At 65.0% G+C, this 25,600-nt stretch carries 27 protein-coding genes and 1 tRNA gene; 12 read left to right on the forward strand and 16 right to left on the reverse strand.

Annotated elements, in window-relative coordinates; translation table 11 throughout:
• Positions 1–142: 142 nt before the first annotated feature.
• From XH93_RS04505 to XH93_RS04515, 3 genes are all read left to right on the forward strand, one after another.
• Positions 143–1,201 carry a 2'-deoxycytidine 5'-triphosphate deaminase gene (locus XH93_RS04505; RefSeq protein WP_371815095.1) on the forward strand — a complete coding sequence of 353 codons (1,059 nt, stop codon included), beginning with the start codon at positions 143–145 and terminating at the stop codon, positions 1,199–1,201.
• Between the two features lie 296 nt (positions 1,202–1,497).
• On the forward strand, positions 1,498–2,547 hold the full coding sequence (locus XH93_RS04510) for a hypothetical protein (RefSeq protein WP_194472603.1): 1,050 nt from the start codon (positions 1,498–1,500) through the stop codon (positions 2,545–2,547).
• Positions 2,548–2,669: 122 nt separating this feature from the next.
• The gene (locus XH93_RS04515; protein WP_194472604.1) at positions 2,670–4,112 is read left to right on the forward strand and encodes an MATE family efflux transporter; all 1,443 of its coding nucleotides are present in this window, start codon (positions 2,670–2,672) and stop codon (positions 4,110–4,112) included.
• Positions 4,113–4,475: 363 nt separating this feature from the next.
• Here the strand turns inward: XH93_RS04515 and XH93_RS04520 are convergent, their stop codons facing one another.
• The 4 genes from XH93_RS04520 to XH93_RS04535 all read right to left on the reverse strand — a co-directional run bounded on the left by XH93_RS04520 (position 4,476) and on the right by XH93_RS04535 (position 6,862).
• Positions 4,476–4,892 (reverse strand): SRPBCC family protein, encoded by a 417-nt coding sequence (locus tag XH93_RS04520; protein WP_194472605.1) that lies wholly within the window; start codon positions 4,890–4,892, stop codon positions 4,476–4,478.
• Between the two features lie 132 nt (positions 4,893–5,024).
• Positions 5,025–5,384, reverse strand: a complete 360-nt coding sequence (locus XH93_RS04525) for a VOC family protein (protein ID WP_194472606.1) — start codon at positions 5,382–5,384, stop codon at positions 5,025–5,027.
• 50 nt (positions 5,385–5,434) lie between these two features.
• A complete protein-coding gene (locus tag XH93_RS04530; protein WP_139486990.1) occupies positions 5,435–6,274 on the reverse strand; it encodes an AraC family transcriptional regulator in 840 nt (279 codons plus the stop codon).
• Positions 6,275–6,283: 9 nt separating this feature from the next.
• Complete coding sequence (locus tag XH93_RS04535) at positions 6,284–6,862, reverse strand: methylated-DNA--[protein]-cysteine S-methyltransferase (protein ID WP_139486989.1); 579 nt, start codon at positions 6,860–6,862, stop codon at positions 6,284–6,286.
• A gap of 167 nt (positions 6,863–7,029) precedes the next feature.
• On the opposite strand from XH93_RS04535, the gene XH93_RS04540 reads away from it, so the two are divergent.
• From XH93_RS04540 to XH93_RS04555, 4 genes are all read left to right on the forward strand, one after another.
• Positions 7,030–8,577: a 4-amino-4-deoxy-L-arabinose transferase gene (locus XH93_RS04540; protein ID WP_194472607.1), complete on the forward strand. Its 1,548-nt coding sequence runs from the start codon at positions 7,030–7,032 to the stop codon at positions 8,575–8,577.
• A 204-nt stretch (positions 8,578–8,781) separates the two neighbouring features.
• Positions 8,782–8,855: transfer RNA gene (locus tag XH93_RS04545), tRNA-Gly, on the forward strand.
• A gap of 118 nt (positions 8,856–8,973) precedes the next feature.
• Complete coding sequence (locus XH93_RS04550) at positions 8,974–10,140, forward strand: NADH:flavin oxidoreductase/NADH oxidase (protein WP_194472608.1); 1,167 nt, start codon at positions 8,974–8,976, stop codon at positions 10,138–10,140.
• 70 nt (positions 10,141–10,210) lie between these two features.
• A complete protein-coding gene (locus tag XH93_RS04555; RefSeq protein WP_194472609.1) occupies positions 10,211–11,140 on the forward strand; it encodes a dihydrodipicolinate synthase family protein in 930 nt (309 codons plus the stop codon).
• Here the strand turns inward: XH93_RS04555 and XH93_RS04560 are convergent.
• The 7 genes from XH93_RS04560 to XH93_RS04590 form a co-directional block, all read right to left on the reverse strand.
• On the reverse strand, positions 11,137–12,303 hold the full coding sequence (locus XH93_RS04560; protein ID WP_194472610.1) for a cytochrome P450: 1,167 nt from the start codon (positions 12,301–12,303) through the stop codon (positions 11,137–11,139). The genes XH93_RS04555 and XH93_RS04560 overlap by 4 nt on opposite strands.
• Positions 12,304–12,386: 83 nt before the next feature.
• Complete coding sequence (locus XH93_RS04565; protein WP_194472611.1) at positions 12,387–13,184, reverse strand: helix-turn-helix transcriptional regulator; 798 nt, start codon at positions 13,182–13,184, stop codon at positions 12,387–12,389.
• A gap of 357 nt (positions 13,185–13,541) precedes the next feature.
• The gene (locus XH93_RS04570) at positions 13,542–13,904 is read right to left on the reverse strand and encodes a nuclear transport factor 2 family protein (RefSeq protein ID WP_139486983.1); all 363 of its coding nucleotides are present in this window, start codon (positions 13,902–13,904) and stop codon (positions 13,542–13,544) included.
• 93 nt (positions 13,905–13,997) lie between these two features.
• Complete coding sequence (locus XH93_RS04575; RefSeq protein WP_194472612.1) at positions 13,998–14,318, reverse strand: cupredoxin domain-containing protein; 321 nt, start codon at positions 14,316–14,318, stop codon at positions 13,998–14,000.
• A gap of 11 nt (positions 14,319–14,329) precedes the next feature.
• Positions 14,330–14,851 carry a DUF4142 domain-containing protein gene (locus XH93_RS04580; protein WP_194472613.1) on the reverse strand — a complete coding sequence of 174 codons (522 nt, stop codon included), beginning with the start codon at positions 14,849–14,851 and terminating at the stop codon, positions 14,330–14,332.
• A gap of 94 nt (positions 14,852–14,945) precedes the next feature.
• Positions 14,946–15,635: an RNA polymerase sigma factor gene (locus XH93_RS04585; protein WP_194472614.1), complete on the reverse strand. Its 690-nt coding sequence runs from the start codon at positions 15,633–15,635 to the stop codon at positions 14,946–14,948.
• Positions 15,636–15,741: 106 nt separating this feature from the next.
• Entirely contained in the window at positions 15,742–16,650 is a 909-nt protein-coding gene (locus XH93_RS04590) for a LysR family transcriptional regulator (protein WP_194472615.1), read from the reverse strand.
• 107 nt (positions 16,651–16,757) lie between these two features.
• Between XH93_RS04590 and XH93_RS04595 the strand changes: the two genes are divergently transcribed.
• Positions 16,758–17,825, forward strand: a complete 1,068-nt coding sequence (locus XH93_RS04595) for an aromatic ring-hydroxylating dioxygenase subunit alpha (RefSeq protein ID WP_194472616.1) — start codon at positions 16,758–16,760, stop codon at positions 17,823–17,825.
• Positions 17,826–18,402: 577 nt separating this feature from the next.
• On the opposite strand, the gene XH93_RS04600 is transcribed toward XH93_RS04595, so the two are convergent.
• Positions 18,403–18,621: a hypothetical protein gene (locus tag XH93_RS04600; protein ID WP_194472617.1), complete on the reverse strand. Its 219-nt coding sequence runs from the start codon at positions 18,619–18,621 to the stop codon at positions 18,403–18,405.
• A gap of 29 nt (positions 18,622–18,650) precedes the next feature.
• Between XH93_RS04600 and XH93_RS04605 the strand changes: the two genes are divergently transcribed.
• On the forward strand, positions 18,651–18,995 hold the full coding sequence (locus XH93_RS04605; protein ID WP_194472618.1) for a hypothetical protein: 345 nt from the start codon (positions 18,651–18,653) through the stop codon (positions 18,993–18,995).
• Between the two features lie 30 nt (positions 18,996–19,025).
• Here XH93_RS04605 and XH93_RS04610 read toward each other — a convergent pair whose 3' ends face one another.
• A complete protein-coding gene (locus XH93_RS04610; RefSeq protein WP_194472619.1) occupies positions 19,026–19,241 on the reverse strand; it encodes a hypothetical protein in 216 nt (71 codons plus the stop codon).
• Between XH93_RS04610 and XH93_RS04615 the strand changes: the two genes are divergently transcribed.
• Complete coding sequence (locus XH93_RS04615; protein ID WP_371814926.1) at positions 19,231–20,364, forward strand: alpha/beta fold hydrolase; 1,134 nt, start codon at positions 19,231–19,233, stop codon at positions 20,362–20,364. The two genes, XH93_RS04610 and XH93_RS04615, sit on opposite strands and share 11 nt — an antisense overlap.
• A 79-nt stretch (positions 20,365–20,443) precedes the next feature.
• Here XH93_RS04615 and XH93_RS04620 read toward each other — a convergent pair whose 3' ends face one another.
• Together XH93_RS04620 and XH93_RS04625 are read right to left on the reverse strand one after the other, a co-directional pair.
• The gene (locus XH93_RS04620; RefSeq protein WP_139486977.1) at positions 20,444–20,794 is read right to left on the reverse strand and encodes a RidA family protein; all 351 of its coding nucleotides are present in this window, start codon (positions 20,792–20,794) and stop codon (positions 20,444–20,446) included.
• A 77-nt stretch (positions 20,795–20,871) separates the two neighbouring features.
• Positions 20,872–21,774, reverse strand: a complete 903-nt coding sequence (locus XH93_RS04625) for a PHB depolymerase family esterase (protein WP_246799482.1) — start codon at positions 21,772–21,774, stop codon at positions 20,872–20,874.
• Between the two features lie 834 nt (positions 21,775–22,608).
• Here XH93_RS04625 and XH93_RS04630 point away from each other — a divergent pair.
• A complete protein-coding gene (locus XH93_RS04630) occupies positions 22,609–22,962 on the forward strand; it encodes a hypothetical protein (RefSeq protein WP_246799483.1) in 354 nt (117 codons plus the stop codon).
• A gap of 153 nt (positions 22,963–23,115) precedes the next feature.
• Here XH93_RS04630 and XH93_RS04635 read toward each other — a convergent pair whose 3' ends face one another.
• On the reverse strand, positions 23,116–24,774 hold the full coding sequence (locus XH93_RS04635) for an FAD-binding dehydrogenase (RefSeq protein ID WP_194472621.1): 1,659 nt from the start codon (positions 24,772–24,774) through the stop codon (positions 23,116–23,118).
• Positions 24,775–25,059: 285 nt separating this feature from the next.
• On the opposite strand from XH93_RS04635, the gene XH93_RS04640 reads away from it, so the two are divergent.
• Positions 25,060–25,530: a hypothetical protein gene (locus tag XH93_RS04640; RefSeq protein WP_139486967.1), complete on the forward strand. Its 471-nt coding sequence runs from the start codon at positions 25,060–25,062 to the stop codon at positions 25,528–25,530.
• Positions 25,531–25,600 lie beyond the last annotated feature (70 nt).

The raw sequence follows: 25,600 nt of genomic DNA on the forward strand, positions 1-25,600 counted from the left end.
CGTAAAAGCCTATATCTAGGGCTTGGATGGCCGCTCAATGTATGATTTTGGGCCATCCCGAGGGGCAGTCGAGGGACCGCCGAAGGACCACATCGTGTCGTTCACGCTGGAAGATGAATCCAACGGAATCCTGCCCGACCGCATGATCGCGGAGATGGCGGACGCCGGGCTGATTCTGCCCGCCTATGACTTCGTCGAGAGCCAGATCCAGCCGGCCAGCCTCGACCTGCGGCTCGGCGACATCGCCTACCGCGTCCGCGCCAGCTTCCTGCCGGGGCCCGACGCCACTGTCGCCGAGCGGATCGACGAATTGAAGCTGCACGAGATCGACCTGTCCGACGGCGCGGTGCTGGAGACCAACTGCGTCTACATCGTGCCGCTGCTGGAAAGCCTGGCGCTGCCGCCGGAGATCGTCGCCGCCGCCAACCCGAAGAGCTCGACCGGCCGGCTCGACGTCTTCACCCGCGTGATCGCCGACGGCACTCGCCGCTTCGACATGATCGGCGCCGGCTATCACGGTCCGCTCTATGCCGAGATCAGCCCGAAGACCTTTCCGGTGCTGCTGCGCGAGGGTTCGCGATTGAGCCAGGTCCGCTTCCGGATCGGCGAAGCCATCCTTAGTGCCGACGAGCTCGAGGCGCTGCATGCCGCCGAGCGGCTGGTCGACATCGACAATGCCGATCTCGCCGAGGGCGTAGCGCTGTCGGTCGATCTCTCCGGAGAAAATTCCAACGGCTTTGTCGGCTACCGCGCCAAGCGCCACACCGGCGTGGTCGACGTCGACCGCCGCGCCGGCTATCCGGTCGACGATTTCTGGGAGCCGATCAAGGCGCGCCCCGACGGCAGCCTGATCCTCGATCCCGGCGAGTTCTACATCCTGGCCTCGAAGGAAGCCGTGCAGGTGCCGCCGGACTACGCCGCGGAGATGGTGCCGTTCGATCCTTTGGTCGGTGAATTCCGCGTCCACTATGCCGGCTTCTTCGATCCCGGCTTCGGCTATGCCGGCGCCGGCGGCAAGGGCGCGCGCGCCGTGCTCGAAGTGCGCTCGCGCGAGGTGCCGTTCATCCTCGAGCACGGCCAGATCGTCGGCCGCCTGGTCTACGAGCGCATGCTGGAGCGTCCCGACGCGCTCTACGGCCAGCGCATCGGCTCGAACTACCAGGCGCAGGGCCTGAAGCTCTCCAAGCATTTTCGCGTGTAAGAAAATTCCGTAGCCCGGATGAAGCGCAGCGAAATCCGGGGCTGCTGTGTCCGCGGATGCACCTGCCCCGGATTGCGCTTCGCTCCATCCGGGCTACGATTGTGCGTCAATTCCCTCCGCTGTCATTCCCCGCGAAAGCGGGGAATCCAGTACGCTGCGGCTTCTCGATCGATAACGATCGCCTCTGGAATACTGGATCGCCCGATCGAGTCGGGCGATGACAGCGAATATGTGGTTGGTTGCGCCGGCTCTCTTGCGATGACACACTTGCGCAAAGCAACACATCGGGAGCGAACATGACCGCAGGCGAGAGCGCACACGAAGCGCAATGGCGGAAATGGCGCAGCGTCGCCGATCTCTATCATGCCTTCTTCACCGGCCTGATCCTCACCGTGGTGACGCGGCGCGGTACGGCTGACGCGGCCGAGTTTGTCTTCCGGGTGTTTCGCCGCCAGCAGCAGGAGCGCTTCCTGCCCGGCTTGAAGAAGCTCGGCCTCGATCATCTGCCGCCGGCGGTCGCCGCCGCGCAGTATCACTACCTCTCCAACTGGATCGGTGGCGTGCATGTCGAATACATGCATGAGACCGATCGCAAGGCCTGGATCCGCTACCCGCCGCCGCGCTGGATCTGGAAGGGCACCGCGATCTGCGGCGTGCCGGGCGAGGTCTCGCGCGCGATGCTGCGCGGCTGGCACGCCAATAACGGCGTTGCGCTCGGCGACCTCAGGCTCGGCTTCGTCTGCACCAAGCAGAGCGTCGACGGGCAGGACGGGCTCGAGGGCTATTACTGCGAATACGATCATCCGCTCGAGCTCGACCAGCGTCTCGTCTTCGCGCGCCACCTCGAAGCGCCGCCCTTCGATCCAAAGGCCGCGCCGGCGCTGCCGGTCGACCGCTGGCCGAAGCCGCGGCTGGAGAAGGCCTATCGCAACTACGCGATGGAATATGTGAGGACCGCCGCGCCTGTGATGGTGCAGGTGTTCGGCCCGGAGGATGCGCGCTATCTGCTGCATCTCACCGGCAAACTGATTGGCATGCAGTATTTCGACGAGGTGGCGCAGGCACTCGGCGGCAACCGCGGCCGTGCGGCGGAATTTGCCGCGTTCCTGCGCGCGCTTTTCGAGGCGCAGGATGATGTCGCCGAGATCAGCGCGTCAGAAGGCCAGTTCGAAATCCGCCAGCAGGGCTGGAAGCTGATGGCCGATGTCGCCGATTATCATCCGGCCTGCGCCAGCGTGCTGATCGGCCTGTTCGAGGGCCTGGCGGCCGGCTGCGGACGGCATATTCCGGTGCATCTGCAGCCGAACGGGGCCGCCAATGCGCCGTTAGTCTGGTCGATCGGCTAGCGTCCAGGTTCACCGGCAATCACGCAGGCCCCCCTTGCGTCCCGCGCACGTGAAATCGGCCGCGGCCATGGTAGGGAAACACCGTGGCGCGGCGGCTGAAGATCGCGCGCGCGGGAGAACAGATGTCCGATCTCGGCCTCGCCGAAATACCTGTCGACGAAGCCGAGCGGCCGCTGCCGCCGCCGGTGACGACGCCCGCGCGCAACAAGCTGCTCGACGGGCCGATCCTGCGCACGCTGCTGTGGCTGGCCTGGCCGAACGTGATCGCGCTGTCCGCCGGCACCTGCGTGGTGATCGCGGAGACCTCCTATATCGGCCGGCTCGGCGTCGAGTCGCTGGCAGCGATGGCGCTGCTGTTTCCCTGCGTCATTCTCACCATGACGATGTCCGGCGGCGCCATGGGCGGCGGCGTCGCATCGTCGATCGCGCGTGCGCTCGGCGCCGGCGACGTCGAGCGCGCCTCGACGCTCGCGGCGCATGCGCTGCTGATCGGGCTGTGCTTCGGCCTGACCTTCATGCTGGGCATGCTCATCTTCGGGCCGCGCCTGCTCGAACTGCTTGGCGGCCGCGGCAATGTGCTGGCGCAGGCGATCGGCTATTCGCAAATCTTCTTCGGCGGCGCCGTGCTGCCCTGGCTGATGAACACCATGGCCGCCATCCTGCGCGGCACCGGCAACATGAAGCTGCCCTCGACCATGATCCTGTCGTCCGCGTGCTGGCAGATCATCCTGGGCGGCACGCTCGGACTCGGGCTCGGCCCGGTGCCGCAGTTCGGCATGCGCGGCGTCGCCGCCGGCTCGCTGATCGCCTATTCGATCAGCATCAGCGTGATGGGCTGGTATCTGTTCTCCGGCCGCGCCCGCGTGGTGCCGAAGCTCTGGGGGTTGCGGGTGCAATGGGCGATGTTCATCGACATTCTCAAGGTCGGCGCCATCTCCTGCTTCTCGCCGCTGCAATCGGTGCTGACCATCTCGATCTTCACCCACATGCTGGCGCAGTTCGGCACCGCTGTGCTGGCCGGCTACGGCATCGGCGCGCGGCTCGAATTCATGCTGACCTCGGTCGCATTCGCCGTCGGCATCGCCTCGGTGCCGATGATCGGCATGGCTGTTGGCGCCGACCGCATCGCGCGCGCCCGGCGGATCGCCTGGACCGCCGGCACGGTGTCATTTCTCTCGGTCGGCGTGATCGGCAGTCTGATCGCAATCTTCCCCGATCTCTGGGTCAATCTGTTCACCAATGATCCGCATGTGCGGACCACCAGCCATCAGTACCTGTCGACGGCAGCGCCGATGTACGCCTTCATTGGGCTTGCGATGTCGATGTATTTCTCCTCGCAGGGTGCGGCGAAGGTGGTCGGTCCTGTGCTGGCGCAGACCGCGCGGCTGATCTTCATCTGCGCCGGCGGCTGGTGGCTGTCGACCCATGAGGCGAGTGCGCAAAACTTCTTCGCACTCGCCGCCGCCTCGATGGGCGTGCTTGGCGTGATGTCATGCCTCAGCGTGGTCCTGACCCGCTGGGGCAAGCCCGCGCCGATCGCCAAGGTGCGGCCGGCGCTCTCTTGAGCAATCCTGGCCCACCATCGAGGATGTGAGGCTATCTCCTCATCCACTGCTGTCATCGCCCGGCCTGTGCGCAATTGCGCACATGGACCGGGCGATCCAGTACGCCGCGGCCCATCGGCTCAAGCACTGCGGCCTCTGGAATACTGGATCACCCGCATCCGCGGGTGATGACACTGAGCAAGCAGAGCAACTCAGTCCCGTCATCCTGAGGTGGCCGCTTCTTCAGCGGCCCTCGAAGGATGCACGGCCCAGATGCTTCAACATGCTCGTGGATGAAGCGGAGGCCGTCGACCCTTCGAGACGGCCGCTGAAGAAGCGGCCTCCTCAGGGTGACGGTGACAGAGTTGTTCCGATCGGGCCGCGCTACGCCGCGCTCTTCGCCTTCGCGGATTGCGCCAGCGCTTTCTGCATCGCGGCGGCGCCGAGGTCCATCTGCGCGTCGATATAGGACGCGATCTCATTCGGCAGCACGTCGGTGATCCACACCATGCGGCAGCGCCCGTCGCCCTCGGCGAACACTTGGGCCGAGGCCGAGTGCTGCGTCAGCCGCTCGCTCTTGATCGCATAGACCAGCCGTCGCCGGCTGTCGCTGCAATCGACCAGCGTCTCGCGAGCTACCGAGCCGTTGGCAAAGGTGACGATGCGCGCATCGCCGTCGAGCTTGCTGTCGGTCACGAAGCCCGGCGCCAGCCTTGTATGCACCGCGCCGAAATCGCGTAGCACGTCCCAGACATGGTCGGCCGGTGCGTCGATAGGAATGTCCTTGTAGATGGAAGCCATGGTTTGATCCTTTGTGATGTGGAAGACCGTCATTGCGAGGAGCGAAGCGACGAAGCAATCCATCCTTCCACGCGTGCGGAGCGATGGATTGCTTCGCTTCGCTCGCAATGACGGAACACGAGCAGCGGCTCCTTAAGCGCAGACCGCCTCGACATTGTTGCCGTCGGGATCGATCAGGAACGCGGCATAATAGGTCGGGCTGTAGTCCTTGCGGTGACCCGCCGCGCCATTGTCCTTGCCGCCGGCCTTCACGCCTGCGCTATGGAATTGCTTGATCGCGTCGTGATCGGGGGCGCGGAAGGCGATGTGGGCGTCACCGGCCTTTTTGCCCTTGTCCAGATAGAGCCAGAGCGCAGGGGCGTCCTTTGGGCCGAAGCCGGCGCCGCTGTCGTCGCGGGAGCAGAGCACGAAGCCGAGCGGCGCCAGTGCAGCAGTATAGAAGCGCACGCTGGCGTCGAGATCGGCGACGTGCAATCCGATGTGGTCGTACATGAAGGCTCTCCAAAGTTAGCGCGTTGACGCGCGACCTGGAGCAACCCTAGCTATTGCAGTGCGAGACGTTCTTGGAAAATCTTGCGGTCGCCGCGCGAGGCCTGGCGGAACTTGAGCGGCGGCGCGCCGGCGGCGCGATGGAAGCTGCGCACGAAATTGGAGAGGTCGCCGAAGCCGACGTCATAGGCGATGTCGGTGATCGGGCTGTCGTCGTCGGCAAGCCGGCGCGCCGCGTGGCGCAGCCGCGAGCGCACCAGATATTGATGCGGGGTGACGCCGAGCACGGCGGAGAACAGCCGCAGAAAATGGAAGGTGCTGAGGCCGGCCTGCACCGCGGCGTCGTCGAGATCGATGGCGCGGTGCGAATTGGCGTCGATCCACAGCGCCGCCTCCACCGCGCGGCGGCGGTCGCGCAGATTGGCGGTGAGCGGCTTTGCCGGGCGATCGGACACCAGCTCGACCAGGCGGCTGGCCAGGAGGTGGCCGATCTCGTCGAGCCCGACATTGCTGTTGCCAGCTGCCGCCGTTTGCGCGAGCTCGCCGAGCACCATCAGTTCGGGCAGCGGCGGCACCGAGCCGATCTGCCAGACCGCGGCGCGATCGCCGATGGTCTCCACCAGCTCCGGGTCCAGGAAGAACGACAGGCACTCGTCGCCCACCACGTGGTCATGGGTGCAGATGTATTCGTCGCCGGGATGGCCGACTAGGATCGAGCCTGTCACCAGTTCGTGGAAGCGGCCGCGGCAATGGCAGCCAAAGCTGCCCTTGCGGACATACGACACCGAATGGCTGAGGAATTGCTCGGCGAATGGCTTGTCGCCGGGCTCCGCGGTGCAGCGAAACTCGGTCACGGAAATGCGCTCGCGCTGCAGCAGCGGGGTGCGGTTCATGCCCCAGATTTAGGGATGGGGTCGTGGTGGCGCAACCGGCAGCAGAACGTCGAACAAGGTCTTGCTCGCGATCGTTCGCGCGCCCTCGATCGAGAGCAGCCGCCGCTTGGAGATGCTGCCGCCGTTCGGCGAGATCCGGTCGGCATAGTTGCCGGCCTCGAGTACGCGATGGCAGGGCACGATGATCATGAAGGGATTGCGGCCGATCGTCTGCGCCACCGAATAGACCGCGCCGGAGACGCGCAAGGCGCTCGCCACCTCGTCATAGGTGCGGGTTTCGCCGCGGGGAATGCTGCGGACAAACTGGTAGACGCGCTGGTTGAAGGCCGGGATGCCGGTCATGTCGAGCGCCACGCCGCTCAGATCGCCGTTGCCGCCGCGCAGCGTCGCAGCGATGCCCTCGATTGCCGTCTCGATCTCTTCGGGCGGCCGCAGCTCGCGCGCATCGGGATAGAGCTGGAACAGCCGCTTGCGGGTCTCGATCTCGCGAAGTTCGGGAAGCTGCACGCCGACGACGCCAAGCTCGCCCCATGCGATGCCGCATCGGCCGACCGCCGTGTCGAAAATGGTGTACCCACGCCCCGCCATGACGCCACCAACCCCACAGGCAGGATCATAACACCCTTGCCGTCGCGCGCATCCGGAATCTTGACGCTCGGTTAACGATGACGCCGGTTCCTGGCCATCAGGCAACCTCCGATGTGCAAGTTTCGGTCACACATCCTAAAGGCTTTCGACGCTATCTGTTCGGCAACATGCTGCTCCCTGACGCAATCGACGGAACACTGACGGCAGCGGGCGCCCGTCCGGCGCCTGGCCGCGAAGGTGTGGCTGGACTATCGATCCGGCGTGTTCACCCGCTGGCGGTGGTGCTGGTGTTGGCGCTGACGGTCCGCCTGGCGCTCGCCTTCTGGCCCACCGTCATGTATCCCGATGAGGTCTTCCAATACCTCGAGCCGGCGTGGCGAATGCTCGGCCACGACAGCATCGTCACGTGGGAGTGGCGTGAGGGCATCCGCGGCTGGTTCCTGCCGACATTGTTGGCCGGTCCGGTCGCGCTGGGTGACTGGATTGCGCCGGGCGGCGCCGGCGCTTTCGTGGTGCCGCGTCTGGTGGCCGCGCTGCTGTCGCTGTCGATCGTGGTCAGCGCCTGGTTCATCGGCGCGCGGATCTCGCGCACCCACGCCATCATCACGGCATTCGCCGCCGCGATCTGGTTCGAGTTGATCCTGCTTGCTCCGCACACCTTGGGTGAGCCGCTCGCGACCGCGCTGATCGTGCCGGCGGCGCTGCTGTTGACCAACGGCCCGTCGCAGCAGCGGCTCGTCATCGGCGGTGCGTTGCTGGCGACCGCCTTTGTCTGCCGCTTTCAGTATGCGCCGGCGATCGCCGTGCTCGCGCTCGGGACATGCTGGACCGCATGGCGAAACCTGATTCCGCTGGTCGCCGGCGGGCTGCTCGCTCTGTTGTTCGCCGGCGTGATCGACATCGCGCATGGCGCGGTGCCGTTCGGCTGGTTGATCGGCAATATCGCGCAGAACCTCTATCATGATCGCGCGGCCGATTTCGGCGTGTCGCCGCCTTCGGCCTATCTCGTCAACTTCCTGGTCGTCTGGTCGGCGGCGATCGTGCTGCCGCTCGCCGCGATCTGGCGTGGCCGGCGGCATGCACCGCTGCTGCTGGCGGTGGCGCTCGTGAACCTGGTCTTTCACAGCCTGATCGCGCACAAGGAATACCGCTTCATCTTTCTGTCGGTGGTGCTGTTCACCATCGTGGCGGCGTTGGGATCGGCCGACTGGGTGCAGGCGCTGCGCGCGCGGCGTGCATGGCGTCCGTTCGCGCTGCCGATCGTCGCCGGCGGCTGGGTGCTGGTGTCCGCGCTGCTGGCCGGCGCCAGCGAACCGATGCGCGACTACTGGACGCGTGGGATCGGTGCCGCGCGGCTCGCCGCGGAACTGCGCAGCGATCCGGAGCTCTGTGGCCTCGCGCTTTACGATATCCGTTTCCAGCTCTTCCCCGGGCGGGACCGCCTGGCCGGCGCATCGCCGCTCTACGCGCTGCAGGCCGCCGACCCGGTTGCGCAGGGCCGCCTTCCGGCGCTGCTGCGGGCGACCCGGCCCGCCTTCAACCGCATCCTTGCGCGCCCCGACGCGGCCGGCGAACTGCCGGCCGATTTCTCACCGCGCAGCTGCACCCGCGTCGGCAACGCCGATGCCTGCATCTACGCGCGCAGCGGCAGCTGCGATGCATCCGCCGCCGCACCCTTTGTCATCAACGACGTGCTGGTGCGGCTCGGGCACTAGAGCATGATCCGGAAAAGTGCGAAGCGGTTTTCCGAAAAGATCATGCTCAAACAAAGGGCTAAAGCGCGATGATGATTCAACCTGATCTCATCGCGCTTTAGAAGGGCCGGCCCGCGACGGAAATGAATGCGTGCTTGATCCTGCGCCGCCGCCCGGGCTATGGTCCGCCGGGTCCGGCCGGAGAAGTCCGACCGGTTGGCGATCGCGGGCGTAGTTCAATGGTAGAACGGCAGCTTCCCAAGCTGCATACGAGGGTTCGATTCCCTTCGCCCGCTCCAATTCCCAACCTTGCATGCATTCGCCTCTGATCGCCCGCGCTGTCGCGTGCCTTGCGGCGAATTGGCGAGCCGCTTAGCTTCGCGGCATCGTTTCCGCTCCACCCTCCCGCAGGTCCCGATGTCGCAGCCGCTTCTGTTTCAGCCGATCACGCTTCGCGGCGTGAGCTCCCGAAACCGCATCCTGATTTCGCCGATGTGCCAGTATTCGGCGACCGACGGCATCGCCGGCGACTGGCATCTCGTGCATCTCGGCAAGTTCGCGCAGGGCGGCGCCGGGCTCGTGATGGTTGAGGCCGCGGCGGTCACCGCCGAGGGCCGCATCACCCATGGCGACGTCGGGATCTGGAATGACGCGCAGATTGCCCCGCTCGCGCGCATCGCCGCGTTCCTGAAGGATAACGGCGCGGTGCCGTCGATCCAGCTCGCGCATGCCGGCCGCAAGGCCAGCATGCAGCGACCCTGGTACGGCAATGCCGCGCTCGATGCCGCCGACCACGCCCGCGGCGATTTGCCGTGGCGGACGGTAGCGCCGAGCGCGATCCCGATGGACGAGGGCTGGCTGATGCCGCACGCGCTCGACGTCGACGAGCTCGCCGCGTTGCGCGAGCAGTGGCGGCGCGCCACGCTGCGCGCGGCGGAGGCCAGCTTCGAATTCGTCGAGGTGCACTGCGCGCACGGTTATCTGCTGCACGAATTCCTCTCGCCGCTGTCGAACCGCCGCACCGATGCCTATGGCGGCGACCGCGCCGGGCGGATGCGCTATCCGCTCGAGATCATCGAGACCGTGCGCGCCGCCTGGCCGGCGGAACGGCCGCTGTCGGTGCGGATCTCCTCGGTCGACGGCATCGATGGCGGCTTGCAGATCGAGGATCAGATTGCGTTTGCCCGCGAAGCCAAGGCGCGCGGCGTCGACCTGATCGACTGCTCGTCCGGCGGCCTGCTCGGCTCGGCCACCGCGGCGCGGATTCCGCGCGGCTACGGCTTCCAGGTGCCCTATGCCAGCGAGATCCGCCGCGCGGCCGATATCGCCACCATCGCGGTCGGCCTGATCCTGCATCCGCAGCAGGCCGAAGACGTCTTGGCCAACGGCCACGCCGATCTGGTCGCGATCGGCCGCGAGGCGCTGTTCGATCCGAACTGGCCGCTGCATGCCGAGCTTGCGCTCGGCGGCGGAAGCGGCGAGGTTTTCGCCTCCTGGCCGAAGCAATACGGCTGGTGGCTGGAGCGGCGCGAGCCGGGCCTGCGCAAGCTCGACGGGCCCGCGCTGCCGTTCCGTAGTGCATGATCCGGAAAAGTGTGAAGCGGTTTTCCGAAAAGATCATGCTCAAGTAAGTCAATCGCAAGCGAGGTTCGACATGACATCTCCGGCACAACGTCCCTACCGCGGCGTCTTCCCGGTCGCGCCGACCATCTTCGATGCCAGCGGCGATCTCGATCTCGACGGGCAGCGCCGCTGCATCGACTTCATGATCGATGCCGGCTCGCACGGCATCTGCATCCTCGCCAATTTCTCCGAGCAGTTCGTGCTCACCGACGCCGAGCGCGAGACGGTGATGCATGCGGTGCTCGAGCACGTCGCCGGCCGCATTCCCGTGATCGTCACGACCACGCATTTCTCCTCGGCGGTGTGCGCCGCGCGCAGCCGGCAGGCGCAGGCCGCCGGCGCTGCAATGGTGATGATCATGCCGCCGTATCACGGCGCGACGTTCCGCGTCCCGGAGGGAAGCATCTACGAATTCTATCGCGTGGTCTCGGATGCCATCGGCATCCCGATCATGATCCAGGATGCGCCGGTGGCCGGCACGCCGCTCTCGGTCGATTTCCTGGCGCGGATGGCGAAGGAACTCGCCAATATCAGCTACTTCAAGATCGAGGTGCCGATGGCGGCGGCAAAGCTGCGCGGCCTGATCGAAAAGGGCGGCAGCGCGATCGAGGGGCCCTGGGACGGCGAGGAGGCGATCACGCTGATGGCCGATCTCGACGCTGGCGCCACCGGCGCGATGACCGGCGGCGGCTATCCCGACGGCATCCGCCAGATCATCGATCCGTTCTTCGCCGGGCGCCGCGACGAGGCGATGGCCGCCTATGCGCGCTGGCTGCCGCTGATCAACTACGAGAACCGGCAATGCGGGCTATCGGCCTGCAAGGTGCTGATGCGCGAGGGCGGCGTCATCAAGTCGGACATGGTGCGCCACCCGCTGCAGCCGCTGCACCCGGCGACCCGCGCCGGCCTGATCGAGATCGCGAAATCGCTCGATCCGGTCGTGCTGCGCTGGGGCCGCTAATCCCACTGTACCGGCAGATCCAATAGCCCGCGGAACGCCCAGCCGCCGATCCGCGGCGGCTTGCCCTCGACCAGCCGCAAATTCTTCAGCCGCGTGAAGATCAGCGGCAGCGCGACATCGGCGACCATGGCGCGCGAGGCCCAGGCACCGGCGCAGAAATGCGGACCGGCGCCGAACGCGATGCTCTTGCTGGCGTCGCGGCGAATGTCGAAGGCGTCGGGCCGCTCAAAATGCTTCTCGTCGCGGTTGGCCGAGCCGAACATCAGGAACACGCGCTCGTTGGTCTCGAACGCGACGTCGCGGATGGTCCAGGGCTTTGCGATCCGCCGCGGCGACATCCCGATCGGCGAGATCCAGCGGGCATATTCCTCGAACACCTGCAGCCACGGGATCGCGCCGCTCTGCGCCAATGCAAGCTGGTCCGGATGGGTCAGCAGCGCCCACACCGCGCCGGCGATCGCATCGCGCGGCTCGTTCTGGCCGCCCGAGATCGCGAGCTTGATGTTGGCGCGCACGCTCTCCATCGGCATGTCGGTCTGCAGCATCACGCCGAGCAGGCTGAGATCGGGCGTCTTGCGCAGCACTGGGACCATGTCGTCGATCGCGGCATCGATGCCCGAGGTCGCGGCATGGCAGCGCGCCTCGACGGCGGGATCGCCGACATAGTTGGCGATGCCGTCGATCATGCCCTGCGACCAGGCGTTCATGTCCTGGAAGCGCATGTTGGTGAGGCCGGTGATCGACTTCAGGCATTCGGCCGAGAACGGCAGCGCGAAGGCTTGCACGAAATCGACCGCGCCGCCGGGCTTCAGCTCATCGAGAATGCGCCGCGCATGTCCCTCGAATTGCGCGGTCCAGTGCGACCGCACGGTTTTCGGCGAGATCGCGGGGAAGATCGCCTTGCGCTCGTTCATGTGCGCATCGCCGTCCTTGCGCATCATGTTGTGGCCCATCAGTTTGTTCATCAGGCCTTCGGGCTGGTGCGACGAGAACACGTCGATCTGCTTTTCCGAGACGAAGATGTCGTCGCGGCTGCATAGCAAGGTGCTGCCGAGCTGCGGTACGAAGGCGATCGGGGCCTCCTTGCGCATCCGCGCTAGTGCCGGGTAGGGGTCCTGCCAGAACGCAGGTACGTCGATGTCGAAACGGGGGGCGGTGCTCACGGCGTGGTCCTTTGTCTCGCCGCAGGATAGTCCAGCCGAACGGTGATTTCTGTCCCCACGCCTTGGGACAGGCCGGGCGCTCTTCAGTTCAGTGGCCGGGACGACGCCACCAGACGCAATGCGATCGCGAACAGCTGGTTCTGCGAGGAGATGCCGAGCTTGTCATAGGCGCGCTTGCGATAGGTGAGGGCGGAGTGCAGGCCGATCCCGAGCTCGGCCGCGATCGCTTCGGAACTGAAGCCCGAGAGGATGCGCAGACAGACCTCCTTCTCGCGCGCGGTCAGTCTGGCGAGCGGCTCGGCGGTCGCGAACAGCGTCTTCAGCCGGGCCATCGGATCGCGATCCGGCGCTTCGTCGTACTGGAAATGCCGCGCGACCGCCGCGCTCACCGCCGGTGCCACCGCGGTCAGGCGCGCGATCTGCTCCCGCGTGAACCGGCCCTGTTCGGTAATGCGATAGAAATTGACATAGAAGCAGGTATCGCCGGTCCAGATCGCGGAGGCGAATTTGTCGACAATGTCGGAATCGTCGAAGAAGATCTTGCGATAGCCGTCGCTGTACATGCGGCGGGCAAAATTCGGCAGCACGATCGGCGCGGCCTGCGCCTGGCCCTCGAACACCGCATCGCGGTTCGGATCGGCCTGGTGAAAATGCTCGGAATAGGCGATGCCGAGGTCGCGTCCGGTCGGGATGTTGCCGACGTCGAGCAGGCACGCCGCCGACCGCGGGCCGGCAAACGAGAACACCATGCAGTGGCCGACATCGGCGACGCGGCGCAGTGTGCCGATCAGCGCCTGCGGAAAGCTGTCGCGGCCGATCGCGAGCAGCGCCGGCGTAATGTCGCTGACGACATCAGGCGTGAAGGCGCGAGCTGCCTTCATGGTATCCTCCCGGTTGTTTCGGGAAGAGTATCAGCGACATCGCCGCCGTGGAAGCGGGGCGGGAAGCCCATGCCTTCGTCATTCCGGGCTCTCGCTCCGCGAACCCCGGAATGACGCAGGGCAATCGCATATGGGGATTAGAGTGATGTTGGCATTGGCGGTGGGCTCCCTCTCCCGCTTGCGGGGGAGGGCGGGGTGGGGGTGTCTCCGCACTGCGAATCCCACCGTGGAGACACCCCCACCCGCCACGCATCTCACGATGCGCGTCGGCCTCCCCCGCAAGCGGGAGAGGCGAAGTGAGCCAGCTGATAAGCTTGTGCGCCACATATGCGATTGCCCTGCGGAATGACGGGTGCCTCAGGCGCCCGGTACCTGGTCCAGGAAGCCGGTGATGCTCCTGATCCGGCCCTCCTTCAGCACTGCGAAGTCGGTGCCCTTGATCGGGCTATCGACGCCGTCGGGGCCGAGGCCCCAGGAGAAGCGCACGTGGTCGCCGAAGCCGTTGGGCTCGCCGAGCAGCTTGAACTTGAAGTCGGGAAACTTCTGCTGCACGCCTGCGATCAGCGCGTCGACGCCTTCATGGCCGTCGCCGCTCATCAGCGGGTCGATATAGCGCGCATCCGCGGTCCAGCTCTCGCTCAGCAGCTCGCGGCGCCGGCTCGGCGTCCGCTCGTTCCAGAGCTCGATATAGCGGCGTGCGATGGTTGCGTGGTCGGTCATGGCTGTCTCCTTCGATGCTGCCGGATGGTTCGGCTGTCCGGACTATCGAAGGTTCGCGTCGTTCGATCGATTACCTCGCAAGTCATCGCGGCGTTACGGCGCGATCTTCAGCACCGCTTTCATGTTGGGATGGTAGCGGCAATAATATTCTACCGTGCCGGCCTTGCCGAGCACCGAGGTGACCGTCTTCTTCGGCGCGATCGTCACGTCGAAGTCGCCATTCCTCGCTGTGGCGGTGTGGGCAAGAACGTCCTTGTTGATCCATTCGATGGTATCGCCGACCCTGGCCGATATCTCGGCCGGCGAGACCACGAGATTCTCCATTACGATCTGGATGGTGGCTGCATGTGCCGGGACGGCCAGCGCGCCGAGCGCGAGCAGGACCAGCGTCGTGAGATGGCGTCCTGGCGACATGCGTTTTCCTCCTACTTCAGGCTGGCCGCAACGTGCTCGGCGTGTTGCTGGTGGCCCTGGAAAAGCTTGAGGCCGGTCTGCAGCAGGCTCTTCAGCTCGGGGTTGCTCGCCGCGGGGATCAGCTGGGTTTCCAGCGCGCTGTTGACGGCCTTGTGGTAGGCGACCTCGTTGGCGATGTAGGCCTTGTCGTACTCGGCGCCCTTCAGCTTGCCGAGCTCGGCAAGCTTGTCGGCGGCCTGCTTGGACAGCGTCTTGCTGGTGTCGTTGTCCTCCGGCGTCACCTTCAGCTTCTTGACGAGATCGAGCGCCTGCTTGTTCACGGCCTCATGGTCGCGCGCCATGTCCTGGGCGAACGCCTTGACCTCCTTGCTGGAGGCCTTCGACTCGGCCTGCTTGGCGGCGTTGATGTCGATCACGCCGGCGGTATAGGCGATATGGGCGATCTGCGGATCGGTCGGCTTCGCGCCCTGCGCGAGCGCGGCGCTGCCGAGCAGGCTCAGCGCGGCGACGGCGATGCTCAATCGAACGAACATGGTTTGACACTCCTGTGGCGTCCGGCGGCATGCCGGCGCGTGGTTGATTGCACAGGGATTGGATGGCGCGGCCGCGCAGAGGTTCCCGAAAATCTTACGCGCCGTAGCCGAGCCGTTTCAGCACCGCCTCGGTCAGCCGCTCGCAGCGGCGGCCGGCGAAGGGAAAGGCCTCCAGCACGATCGGGCCGATCTTTCGCTCGACATTGTCGCGAAGCATGGCGCGGGCGCGGTGCAGCCGCGTCTTCACGGTCTCCGGCTTGAGATCGAGGATGTCGGCGGTTTCCTCGACGTTCATGCCTTCGATCACGCGGGTGATGAAGACGAGGCGGAAAGCCTCGGGCAACTCGTCGATCGCGTGCTCGACGACATGCTGGATCTCGCGCTGGGCCATGGAGCGTTCCGGATCGTCTGCTGACGAAAGAGGAAACTGGATGATTTGCGCTTCGTGACCGCCTTGCGGCAACTCGGACCATTCGACGCCGGCCGGCCTGCGGCGCACGCGGCCGAGCGCCTCGTTCATTGCGATCCGCGACAGCCAGGTCGACAGGCTGGACTCGCCGCGGAACTGGTCGAGATGGGTGAAGGCGCGGACATAGGTGTCCTGCACCACGTCCTCGGCCTCGCTGTCGTTGCGCAGGATGCCGCGGGCGAGCCGGAACAGCCGGCGATTATTCGCCTGCATGATGGCGCGGACGGCCGCCTCGTCGCGAGCGAGCGCGCGCCGCACCAGTTCGGCGTCTGCTGCGCCGATCGGCAGAACGGTCGTTGCCTGGGCCTGACGCATGGCGGGTCACCCTCACTGATCACGGATACGGTCATTGGATGCGGCTGACACGAACAGGTTCCCGGGAAAATCAGTGCCCGCCCGGAAAATCGACCGATCCGGCACCCTACGGCTTGATATAGGCCTCGGGATCGCCCCGCGCATGCACCTCCATCGCGTCGAGGAAGCAGCGCACCTTTGCCGGGACGAATTGTCGCGCCGGCAGCAGCGCATGCACGTTGAGCGGTTCGCAGGTGTGGTCCGGCAGCAGCCGCCGCAACTCGCCGGCCGCCACCGCGGTGCGGGCGTAGGCCGCTGTCACCCGCAGCACGCCATGGCCGGCGAGCGCGGCCTGCAGGCGGACATGGGCGTTCGATGAGGTGAGGCGCGCGTGATCGACCGCGAGATGCTCGACCGCGCCGCCGGGCGCGGTGATCGCCCATGGCGGATCGCTGGGGCCAGTCAGCAGCGGCAGCCTCCGCAGGTCGTCCAGCGTGCGTGGTTCGCCGAATTTCTCCAGCAGCGCCGGCGCGGCGAACAGGCCGCGCTCCAGGGTGAAGACGCGGCGGATCACGATGCCGGCCGCCGGCAGCGGCGCCTCCAGCATCGCGAACACGATGTCGTAATTCTCGGCGACGGGGTTGACGATGTCGTGCTCGACATCGATCCGGATCGAAAGCTCCGGATAGCGGCTCATCACCGCGCAGGCGACCGGCCCGGCATGATGCGCGCCGAATTCGTAGGGTGCCTTGATGCGCAGCGTGCCGGCGACCGCGCTGCTCATCGCCAGCGCCTCGCTGTGGGTGTCGTGCAGCGCGGCGAACAGCGGGCGCACCTTGCGATAGATGGTCTCGCCGGAATCGGTCAGCCGCAAATGCCGCGTGGTGCGCTCGATCAGCCGCAGCCCGAGATTGGCCTCCAGCCGCTGCACCGCAGCACTGAGGCTCGATTTGGGATGGCCGAGCACGCGCGCGGCCGCGGTGAAGCCGCCGTGCTCGACAACCTCGCAAAACAGCTCCCAATCGCGCCACTCCATGGCCGATTGTCCATCCAGCGGTACAGTGTGTCCAGCCAAATCGGATTATCCAGGCGGCTGCAATCACCTAACCTCGCGAGCGACCAACATTGCATCGGGAGCGAGACATGGCCGACCACGACGGAATTTTTCTGCGCAACACCTGGTATGTGGCGGCGTGGAATCACGAGCTGATCGACGGCAAGATGGTCGCGCGCACCATCCTGGAGCGGCCGATCGTGCTGTATCGCGGCTCCAGCGGCAAGGTCGTCGCGCTCGACGACCGCTGCTGCCATCGCGCCGCGCCGCTGTCGATGGGGCGCGTCGAGGGTGACGATATCAGGTGCATGTATCACGGCATGAAGTTCGCCGCCGACGGCAAGTGCATCCAGATCCCCGGCCAGGATGCGATCCCGGCAAAACTCGGCGTGCGCAGCTATCCCGTCGTCGAGCGCTACAATCTGATCTTCATCTGGACCGGCGATCCCGAGAAGGCCGATCCGAAGCTGATCCTCGACTATCCGCCGCTCGAAGACCCGAAATGGCGCGGACTGCCGGGCTACATGCACTACAAGGCCAACTGGCTGCTGATCGTCGACAACCTCAGCGATTTCGCCCATCTCGCCTTCGTGCACACCAACACGCTCGGCGGTTCCGAGGAGTACGCCTACAAGACCAAACCGGTCGCGATCGAGAAGCTGGACGACGGTTTCCGGGTCGAGCGCTGGCACATGGGCGCCGAGCCGCCGCCCTACCACAAGAAGGTGATCCCGAACAAAACCGACCCGATCGACCGCCGCAACATCGGCCGCATGATCGTCCCGGGCATTTTCACGCTGGACACCACCTTCGCGCCGGCGGGGCAGGGTGTGGAGAAGGGCGTCCAGGTCCCGGGCACGCGTTCCTATCGCAACGCGCAGTTCATGACGCCGGAGACGCGCTCGACCACGCACTTCTTCTGGAACTATTTGCACGATTTCGACATCGACAATCCGAACATCGCGCTGTCGCTGCGCCACAGCCTCGAGGAAGGTTTCAACGAGGACAAAGACATCATCGAGGCGCAGCAGCGGGTGTTCGACGCCGATCCGGATTATCAGCTGCTCGCGATCGGCGCCGATGCGCCGCTGACCTATTTCCGCTGGCTGTTCGCGCGCAAGATCGAGGCGGAGAAGGGCACCGCACGCGCCGCATAGTTGTCGGCTGCCTTCCAAGAATACGAGGGTTCGATTCCCTTCACCCGCTCCAATGATTTCAGCTACTTGCCGTACGATCAGTTTGCAATTCGGACAAGCGAACTGATGTTCATTCGGACAATTGGCCGTCTTTCGTTCGCGCGGCGCGACGTTTCTTCGCCCCGTTAACGATTTGTCGCGTCGTGCGCTTTGTGTACTTCGGCAGCACCTACGGTGCCGTGGCGCCCCTGCGCAACATCTCGCGGTCCGTCAACTCGGCGTCGTTTCCTCGACAGCTTGCGGCTTCACCAGCATCCACTAGTCGGGCGGCCCGTATGGGTGCGTGGCGGGATCAACAACCTCTAGGAAGTGCGTGACGAACTGATATATTGCGGCGTGCTATCTACGGAGGGTCAACCTATGGCGGAACTCGCAGACGCGATACCCAAAGACTTGTTTCTGCCCTTGTTTCGCTGCTTTGGTCGTCGCTGGGAAGTGCGTTCCTGAGAAGGACGATAAGTTTCGAGATGCGCTTGCTGCAGATAACTCAGACTATCGTTTGCTTCGTGATGCCGCGTTCGCGATCAAGCACGGTCAATTAACCGGACAAAAGTTGCGGGTTGTCACCAGCTCTCAACAAATTGCGATTTATGGCGCGGTTGTAGAGGAAGGCGTGGTGGAAGGCGACGTTTTCAAAATGGGCACCGCTCGCATTGAGATTGACGGAACGAGCGTCGATGTAATGGAAATCGCTGAGCGGGTTAATGCATTTCTGTATGAGGTTCTTGAGCGAACTGCCGGTATCAATCAGCGTCAATTTTCAATTGAGGGCCTGGAGCAATTCAAATGCAGCAGTTGGATACGAAAGCAAGACGAAACGAGTTTCAACAGAAGGCTGATAGACGCGCTCGCCATCATGCCCGTCAAATTGAAGAAATTTTGCCCATCGTGATCGAGGCTGTTTATGAATTTGCCGATCCGGGGAGTGTTTATGGCTCTCTGTATAACGGAAAGCTGACTGGACGAAGTGGTTGGGCTGCATTCGGCGGTCGTCGCGTGTGGGGCGGTTACACGAACAAGCAGATCGAGTTTAGAGAAAATCGGTTAGGCCGCGCCATTGCTCGGTTTGACAACGGCTCCTCAAAGAGCGAGGTGGAACGACAAATTCGTGGTTTTCGGCGAAAAAGATGATCGCGGGCTGTGTTCGCACAAGGCAAAATATCATTTGGAGGTCAACGACGGGATGGAAAGCCTTTTGTCCGAATGCCCCTTGAAAATACTCAGCCGCCGAAACCCTTTATGGCTGCCGCTTCCGCCGGATTTGGCGTAGAATGATGGACCTGAATTCGTCGGTCTTTGGCCGGGCGCGAACGTTTGCCCCATGCCGCCCCCGACCAGGTCGACATCCGTCAATCGGTGAACAGTCTTGAGCGACAAGACGGGACCTCCCGAACAGCATGCGGGCGCCGGTTTGGCGCAGCAGGTCTGGCTGTGGCCGTTTGAGGCCACGAGGGTCATGCTCGACACTTATTGGCAATGGTTCGCCGACCACGCACAGAGGCCCGAAGACGAGGCGCCGTTGCCATGGACGACGCCGAACAGGGGAGCCCTGCAACTGCCGTCGATGCGCCTCGTGGATTTTTCACGAAGCGCCGAAGGCCGGCCGTTGCTGGTGTGCGCGCCCTACGCGCTGCACCGTTCGTTGATTGCGGATTTCGCGCCGGGCCACAGCCTGGTGGAGGTGCTGCGAAACGCGGGCATTACGCGCCTTTATCTCACCGACTGGCGCTCGGCCACGCCCGAGATGCGCTACTTCTCGATCGATACCTATCTTGCAGAGCTCAATGTCGCCGTCGATGAAATCGGGCCTCCGGTTGATCTTGCCGGACTCTGCCAGGGCGGATGGCTGTCGCTGCTGTATGTCGCGCGCTTTCCGGGCAAGGTGCGGCGGCTTGTGCTCGCCGGTAGTCCGATCGACATCTCGGTACCATCGCAAATTGCCAAAATGGTGGTCTCGCTTCCGCAGCCGGGTTTCGAGGTGCTGGCGCGTCAGGGAGACGGCATCATCAGCGGCGCGAACATGCTGCAGCTATGGAGCATGCCCCTCACCCTGAAAGACGCAGAAGCGGCGTTGCAGCGAGATCTCACCGGATCGGAGACCGGCGGAGCGCTGCGCGATCGGTTCGAGCGCTGGAATCGCGAGACGCTGGATCTGCCCGGTACCTACTATCTTCAGGTCACCGACTGGATCTTTCGCCAGAACCGGATCGCCCACGGCGACTTCGTCGCGCTCGGCCGCGCGGTTGATCTCGCCGAGGTGAAGGTGCCGGTTTTCCTCCTCGCCGCCGACAACGACATCGTGGTGCCGCGCGACCAGGCGCTGGCGACCACCCGATTGTTGGGCACGCCGCCGGCATGGCAGGAGCGCGCCACCGAACCGTGCGGTCACCTCGGCCTCTTCATGGGCTGCAAGGCGCTGAACAATTCGTGGCGTCGGATCGCCCGCTGGTTGCAGGCCGATATCGGCGATGCCTCGGAAGCGCCGCGGATGAGCGCGTAAGGCGCCGACAAAACCACGCCCCGAATTGCAGTTTGCAAGCCGGGGCATGGGGAAGCTCGTTGCGGTGGACGCGGTCGCGTTACTTCGCCGCGACCACCATGATCTCGACATTGTACTGTGGCGCCGCGAGCTTGGCCTCGACGGTGGCGCGCGCCGGCGTGTTGCCCGGCGAGACCCAGCCGTCCCACACCGCGTTCATCTCGGGGAACGTCTTCATGTCGGTGATGTAGATGTTGGCGCTGAGCAGCTTTGACTTGTCGGTGCCGGCCTTGGCGAGATGGCCGTCGATGATCGACAGGATGTCCTTGGTCTGGTCGGCCACGCTGCCGCCCGCAGCCTTGCCGGCGACGACGCCGGCGAGATAGACGGTGTTGCCGTGCACCACGACCTGGCTCATGCGCGGGCCGGTTTCGAAACGCTGAATGCTCATTTGGGTCTCCACTTGAAGGGCGGGCACTCTCTACCGCGTCAAAGCGGCGACCGCCACTGCACAATTTGCAGCACCGCTCACGGAAATCGCGCGAAGAACGCCCAGATCGTGTCGGCGCCGTCGATGTCGCCGTTTTGCGGTCCGAGCAGCGCCGCGGCGAGCTTCGGATAATTTGCGTCCGGAAAATTCCCGGGCATCCGGTGGCCGCCGCCATTGACCCGGTAGAGCACGACGTCGCGGCCCTGCGGGCAGTTCGACTCGATCCGCGTCACGGTCGACTGATCCGCGGGGTTGCGGTCGGCAAGGTCGGTGGTCGCGGCATCCTTGCTCTCGCAGCCGTCGAGCCGGCGCCAGAATTGCAGCGTCTGCGTCGTCGACCAGAACCCGTCGACGGCGAAATAGCTGCTGCCGCGCCCGCCGTCATAGGGAATCAGCGGATCGACGGTGCCGTTCATCAACAGCATCGGGATCGGACGCGACGGCTTGCAGGCCTTTGCGGATTCGGCGGTCAGGTTCATCACGACACTGGCCGCCGCGGCGAACAGATCGGCGCGCTCGCAGGCCAGCGTCATCGCCATCGCGCCGCCATTGGAGATGCCGGTGACATAGACGCGTTTCGGGTCGGCGATGCCGTCGGCCACGAACTTTCCGACCAGTTGGGTGATGAAGGCGACGTCGTCGGTGCCCTTGGGCGGCGGATTGGCGGCGCGCCGCTCGTCCGGCCGGGAGTCGGCCCAGGCCTGGTTCAGCCCGTCGGGAAACACCACGGCAAAATCGTCGCGCCTCGCGATCAATGGCCACGAGGTGCGCGTGACCATGTCGGCGCCGCGCTGGGTCTTGCCGTGCAGTACGATGACGAGCGGCGCCGGCCGCTTATCCGGCACCCGCGCCATGAACGTCCGCGTCGTGCCATTGACGACAAGGGAGTCAGCGCGCGCGGCCGCCGTGCTCAAGACGAGCGCGCCGGTCAAAGCCAACATGCCGATTGGTCGCAGCCGCATCGCCGAGCAGGTCCGTCCGTGCGATGGCGATTGCACCACGCCTGCGCGGACGGTTCAACCGGGCGAGGCTTCACGATCCGGTTGGCGCGTTCAGCGCCGCGGCCCACCGCGTGAACAGGGCCACGCGCTCGGCCGGCCATCCGCCGTCGCAAGGCATGGTGCCGGCGCAGGCCGCGGCCGGCGGCGTCACGCGCAACGCTGGTGCCGTTCAAGCCGTCGCCGATGATCGCAAGATCGTAGTCCGCCATGCGCAACGCTTATCGCATTTCCGTGCGAACGGAATACGTCCTCGCACGCAAATCGCGTCACGGCATGGCGCACCACATACCCAGTGTCGTCCCCCGGCTCGCCGCCTTCGCAAGGTGCTTCGGCGTGCCTGATCCCGAGCCCCGTCGAAGCCTGGCGGAAACGGGACCGGGGGACCCAGTACGCCGCGGCCTCTCGATCAATCACAACCGCCTCTGAATACTGGATCGCCCGGTCCATGTGCGCATTGCGCACAGGCCGGACGATGACAGTGGAGCTTACCGCCATGCGCGGCGCGCCACTTGGGACAATTTCGGAATATTGGAAGAATACCCCTGACTTGCCCGACGTGTCAAGCGGCCATCGAACGCCCGTGGCCATGTCACCCGCCGGACCGCCGGGGCTACTTTGCATGGGGTTGTTTTCGCCATATTGGCAATGCGCCCCCTGTGACGCTCCCGCAACTACATACCGCACTCGTCGAGAGAGTGGAGTTCCGGCCGGAACCTTATGCAAGGAAGGCTCGTTGTCGCGGGATGTTGGGGGCAATCAACATAAGGAATACGCATGCGCATCTTTACGGCATCGGTCATCGCTGCTGCGCTCTCGCTTGGAACGCCTGCTTGGGCGCAAATGCAGGGAACGCAACCGAAGACGCCGCCGCAGGCTCAGTCAGAAGAGTCCGCCACCATCCGGAGCATACAGGTCGTAGACGTCAAGGAACTGCAGCCCGAGGTCCGGTCAAGGATCGAGGCTGTGGTCGCAAAGGCAAGCGAGGACGATCTGCAGAGGCTGCGGGGTTCCATCGACGGGTCCAAGGAAGCCGTATCCGCGCTCAAGGCGAAGGGCATGACCTCGGCACAAGTTGTCGCGGTCAATCTCACCGACGGCGTCCTGACGCTTTTCACCAAGACGGCCTGAAGACATACGGACAGAGCAACAAGGCCCGTCGGTTCACCCCGGCGGGCCGCGACTAAAGCGCGATGAGATTGGGTTGAATCATCATAGCGCTTTAGCTCTTTGTTTGAGCATGATCTTTCCGGAAAACCGCTTCACACTTTTCCGGATCATGCTTTAGCCCACCGCCTTTGCCGCGGCGCGTCCGGCGTTGCGGCCGGAGAACAGGCAGCCGCCGAGGAAGGTGCCCTCCAGCGAGCGATAGCCGTGCACGCCGCCGCCGCCGAAGCCGGCGGCTTCGCCGGCTGCGTAGAGGCCGCGGATGATCTGGTGATCGTTGCCGAACACGCGCGAATCGAGATCGGTCTCGAAGCCGCCGAGCGTCTTGCGGGTCAGAATGTTCAGCTTCACCGCGATCAGCGGGCCGTGCTCGGGGTCGAGGATGCGATGCGGTTTGGCGGTGCGGATCAGTTTGTCGCCGATGTAGCGGCGCGCATTGTGCAGGTTCATCACCTGCGCATCCTTGACATAGGGGTTGGCGATCTCGCGGTCGCGTGCCTCGATCTGCGCCTTGATGTGATCGAGCTTCAACAGATCGCTGCCGACGAGCTTGTTCATGGCGGCGACAAGATCGCCGAGATTGTCGCGCACGATGAAGTCGACGCCGTGCTGCTTGAACGCCTCCACCGGCGCCGGCGCGCCCTTGTTGGTGGCGCGCTTGATGGTCATGCGCCAGCTCTTGCCGGTGAGGTCGGGGTTCTGCTCGGAGCCGGAGAGCGCGAATTCCTTCTTGATGATGCTCTGGGTCAGGATGAACCAGGAATAATCGTAGCCGGTGCCCATGATGTAATGCAGTTGCCCCAGCGTGTCGGAGCCGGGGAACAGCGGCGCCGGCAGCCGCTTGCCTGTCGCGTCGAACCACAGCGACGACGGTCCCGGCAGAATCCTGATGCCGTGGCGCGGCCAGATCGGGTTCCAGTTCTGGATGCCCTCGACGTAATGCCACATGCGGTCGCGGTTGATCAGCCGCGCGCCGGCGGCCTCGGTGATGCCGATCATGCGGCCGTCGACATGCTCCGGCACGCCGGAGATCATGAATTTCGGCGGCTCGCCGAGCCGCTTCGGCCAGTTTTGCCGCACCAGATCATGGTTGCCGCCGATGCCGCCGGAGGCGACGATCACCGCCTGCGCGCGCAGCGTGAAATCGCCGACGACGTTGCGCGACGAGCTCTTGCCGCGCTCGACACTGCTCGGCTCCAGGATCGCGCCGCTGACGCCGTCGACGCCGCCGTTGGCGACGCTGAGCGCATCGACGCGATGGCGGAACTTGAAGATCAGCCGTCCGGTCGTGGCGGCCTCGCGCGCGCGGCGCTCGAACGGCTCGACGATGCCGGGGCCGGTGCCCCAGGTGACGTGAAAGCGCGGCACCGAATTGCCGTGGCCCATCGCGTCATAGCCGCCGCGCTCGGCCCAGCCGACGACCGGGAAAATACGGTGGCCCATCGCGCGCAGCCAGTCGCGCTTCTCGCCGGCGGCGAAGGCGACATAGGCCTCGGCCCATTGGCGCGGCCAGTGGTCCTCCTCGCGATCGAAGCCCGCGGTGCCCATCCAGTCCTGCAGCGCAAGTTCGTAAGAATCCTTGATGCCAAGCCGCCGCTGTTCCGGCGAATCGACCAGGAATAGGCCACCGAACGACCAGAAGGCCTGGCCGCCGAGGCTCTGTTCCGCTTCCTGATCGAGCAGGATGACGCGCTTGCCGGCGTCGGCGATCTCGGTTGCCGCGACCAGACCCGCAAGTCCGCCGCCGACCACGATTACGTCTGCATCGTCAGCCATTCTGATTTCCCCCACCCGCCGAGATTGAAGACCCCGTCATTGCACGGGGTCAACGGCAAATCGTCCCCGAAAGCCCGTTGCCTGTGGCGGCGCGGCATCAAGCGGTTGCGGCAATCTGTTCCAGATTGGGACCTTTCCACACGTGACTGCAGCGTGGGCGCAACACCCAATTTGAATTTGTTTTGACTGGCCTGCGTCGTCTGGACAAAAATCCGAGTCCGCAACACGCTCACGCCAATCTTGCATCACAAGACCAACAGATTCGATTTCGACTGGGGCAGGCCAATGAAGTTGATGACGGGGTTGCTCGCTGCGGTTCTGCTGCTGGCGGGAATGGGGGCGTCTCAAGCAGTGGTCAGGATCGCCGACGATCGCGGCGGAAAAATCGGAATCTACGTCGACAGATATCAAGACCTGCGAACATCGGGCGAAACCGTGATCATCGACGGTCTGTGCGCCTCGGCCTGCACCATCGTGCTCGGCAAGGTTCCTCACGATCGGATCTGTGTGACCTCGCACGCCACGCTCGGCTTCCATGCCGCCTGGGACTACGGCGATGATGGACGCGCCATCACCAATCCCGAAGCAACGCACATGCTGTACTTGATGTATCCCCCGGCGGTGCGGAAATGGATCACGGCGCGAGGCGGCCTGACCCGGCGCATGATCTTCCTGCGCGGCAAGCAGCTGCAGGCGCTGTACCGGCCCTGCTTCTACGACGCCCAGGCTTCGGCGAACAAACCGTCTACGCGGTAAGCGGCGGCTGCTTCTTCCGTCAGTCAGGCAAGGCCGGGCACGGCCACGACCAATCAGGCGGGTGGAAAAC

Origin of the sequence: Bradyrhizobium sp. CCBAU 51753, from assembly GCF_015291565.1 — a bacterium.
Taxonomy (GTDB): domain Bacteria; phylum Pseudomonadota; class Alphaproteobacteria; order Rhizobiales; family Xanthobacteraceae; genus Bradyrhizobium; species Bradyrhizobium ivorense.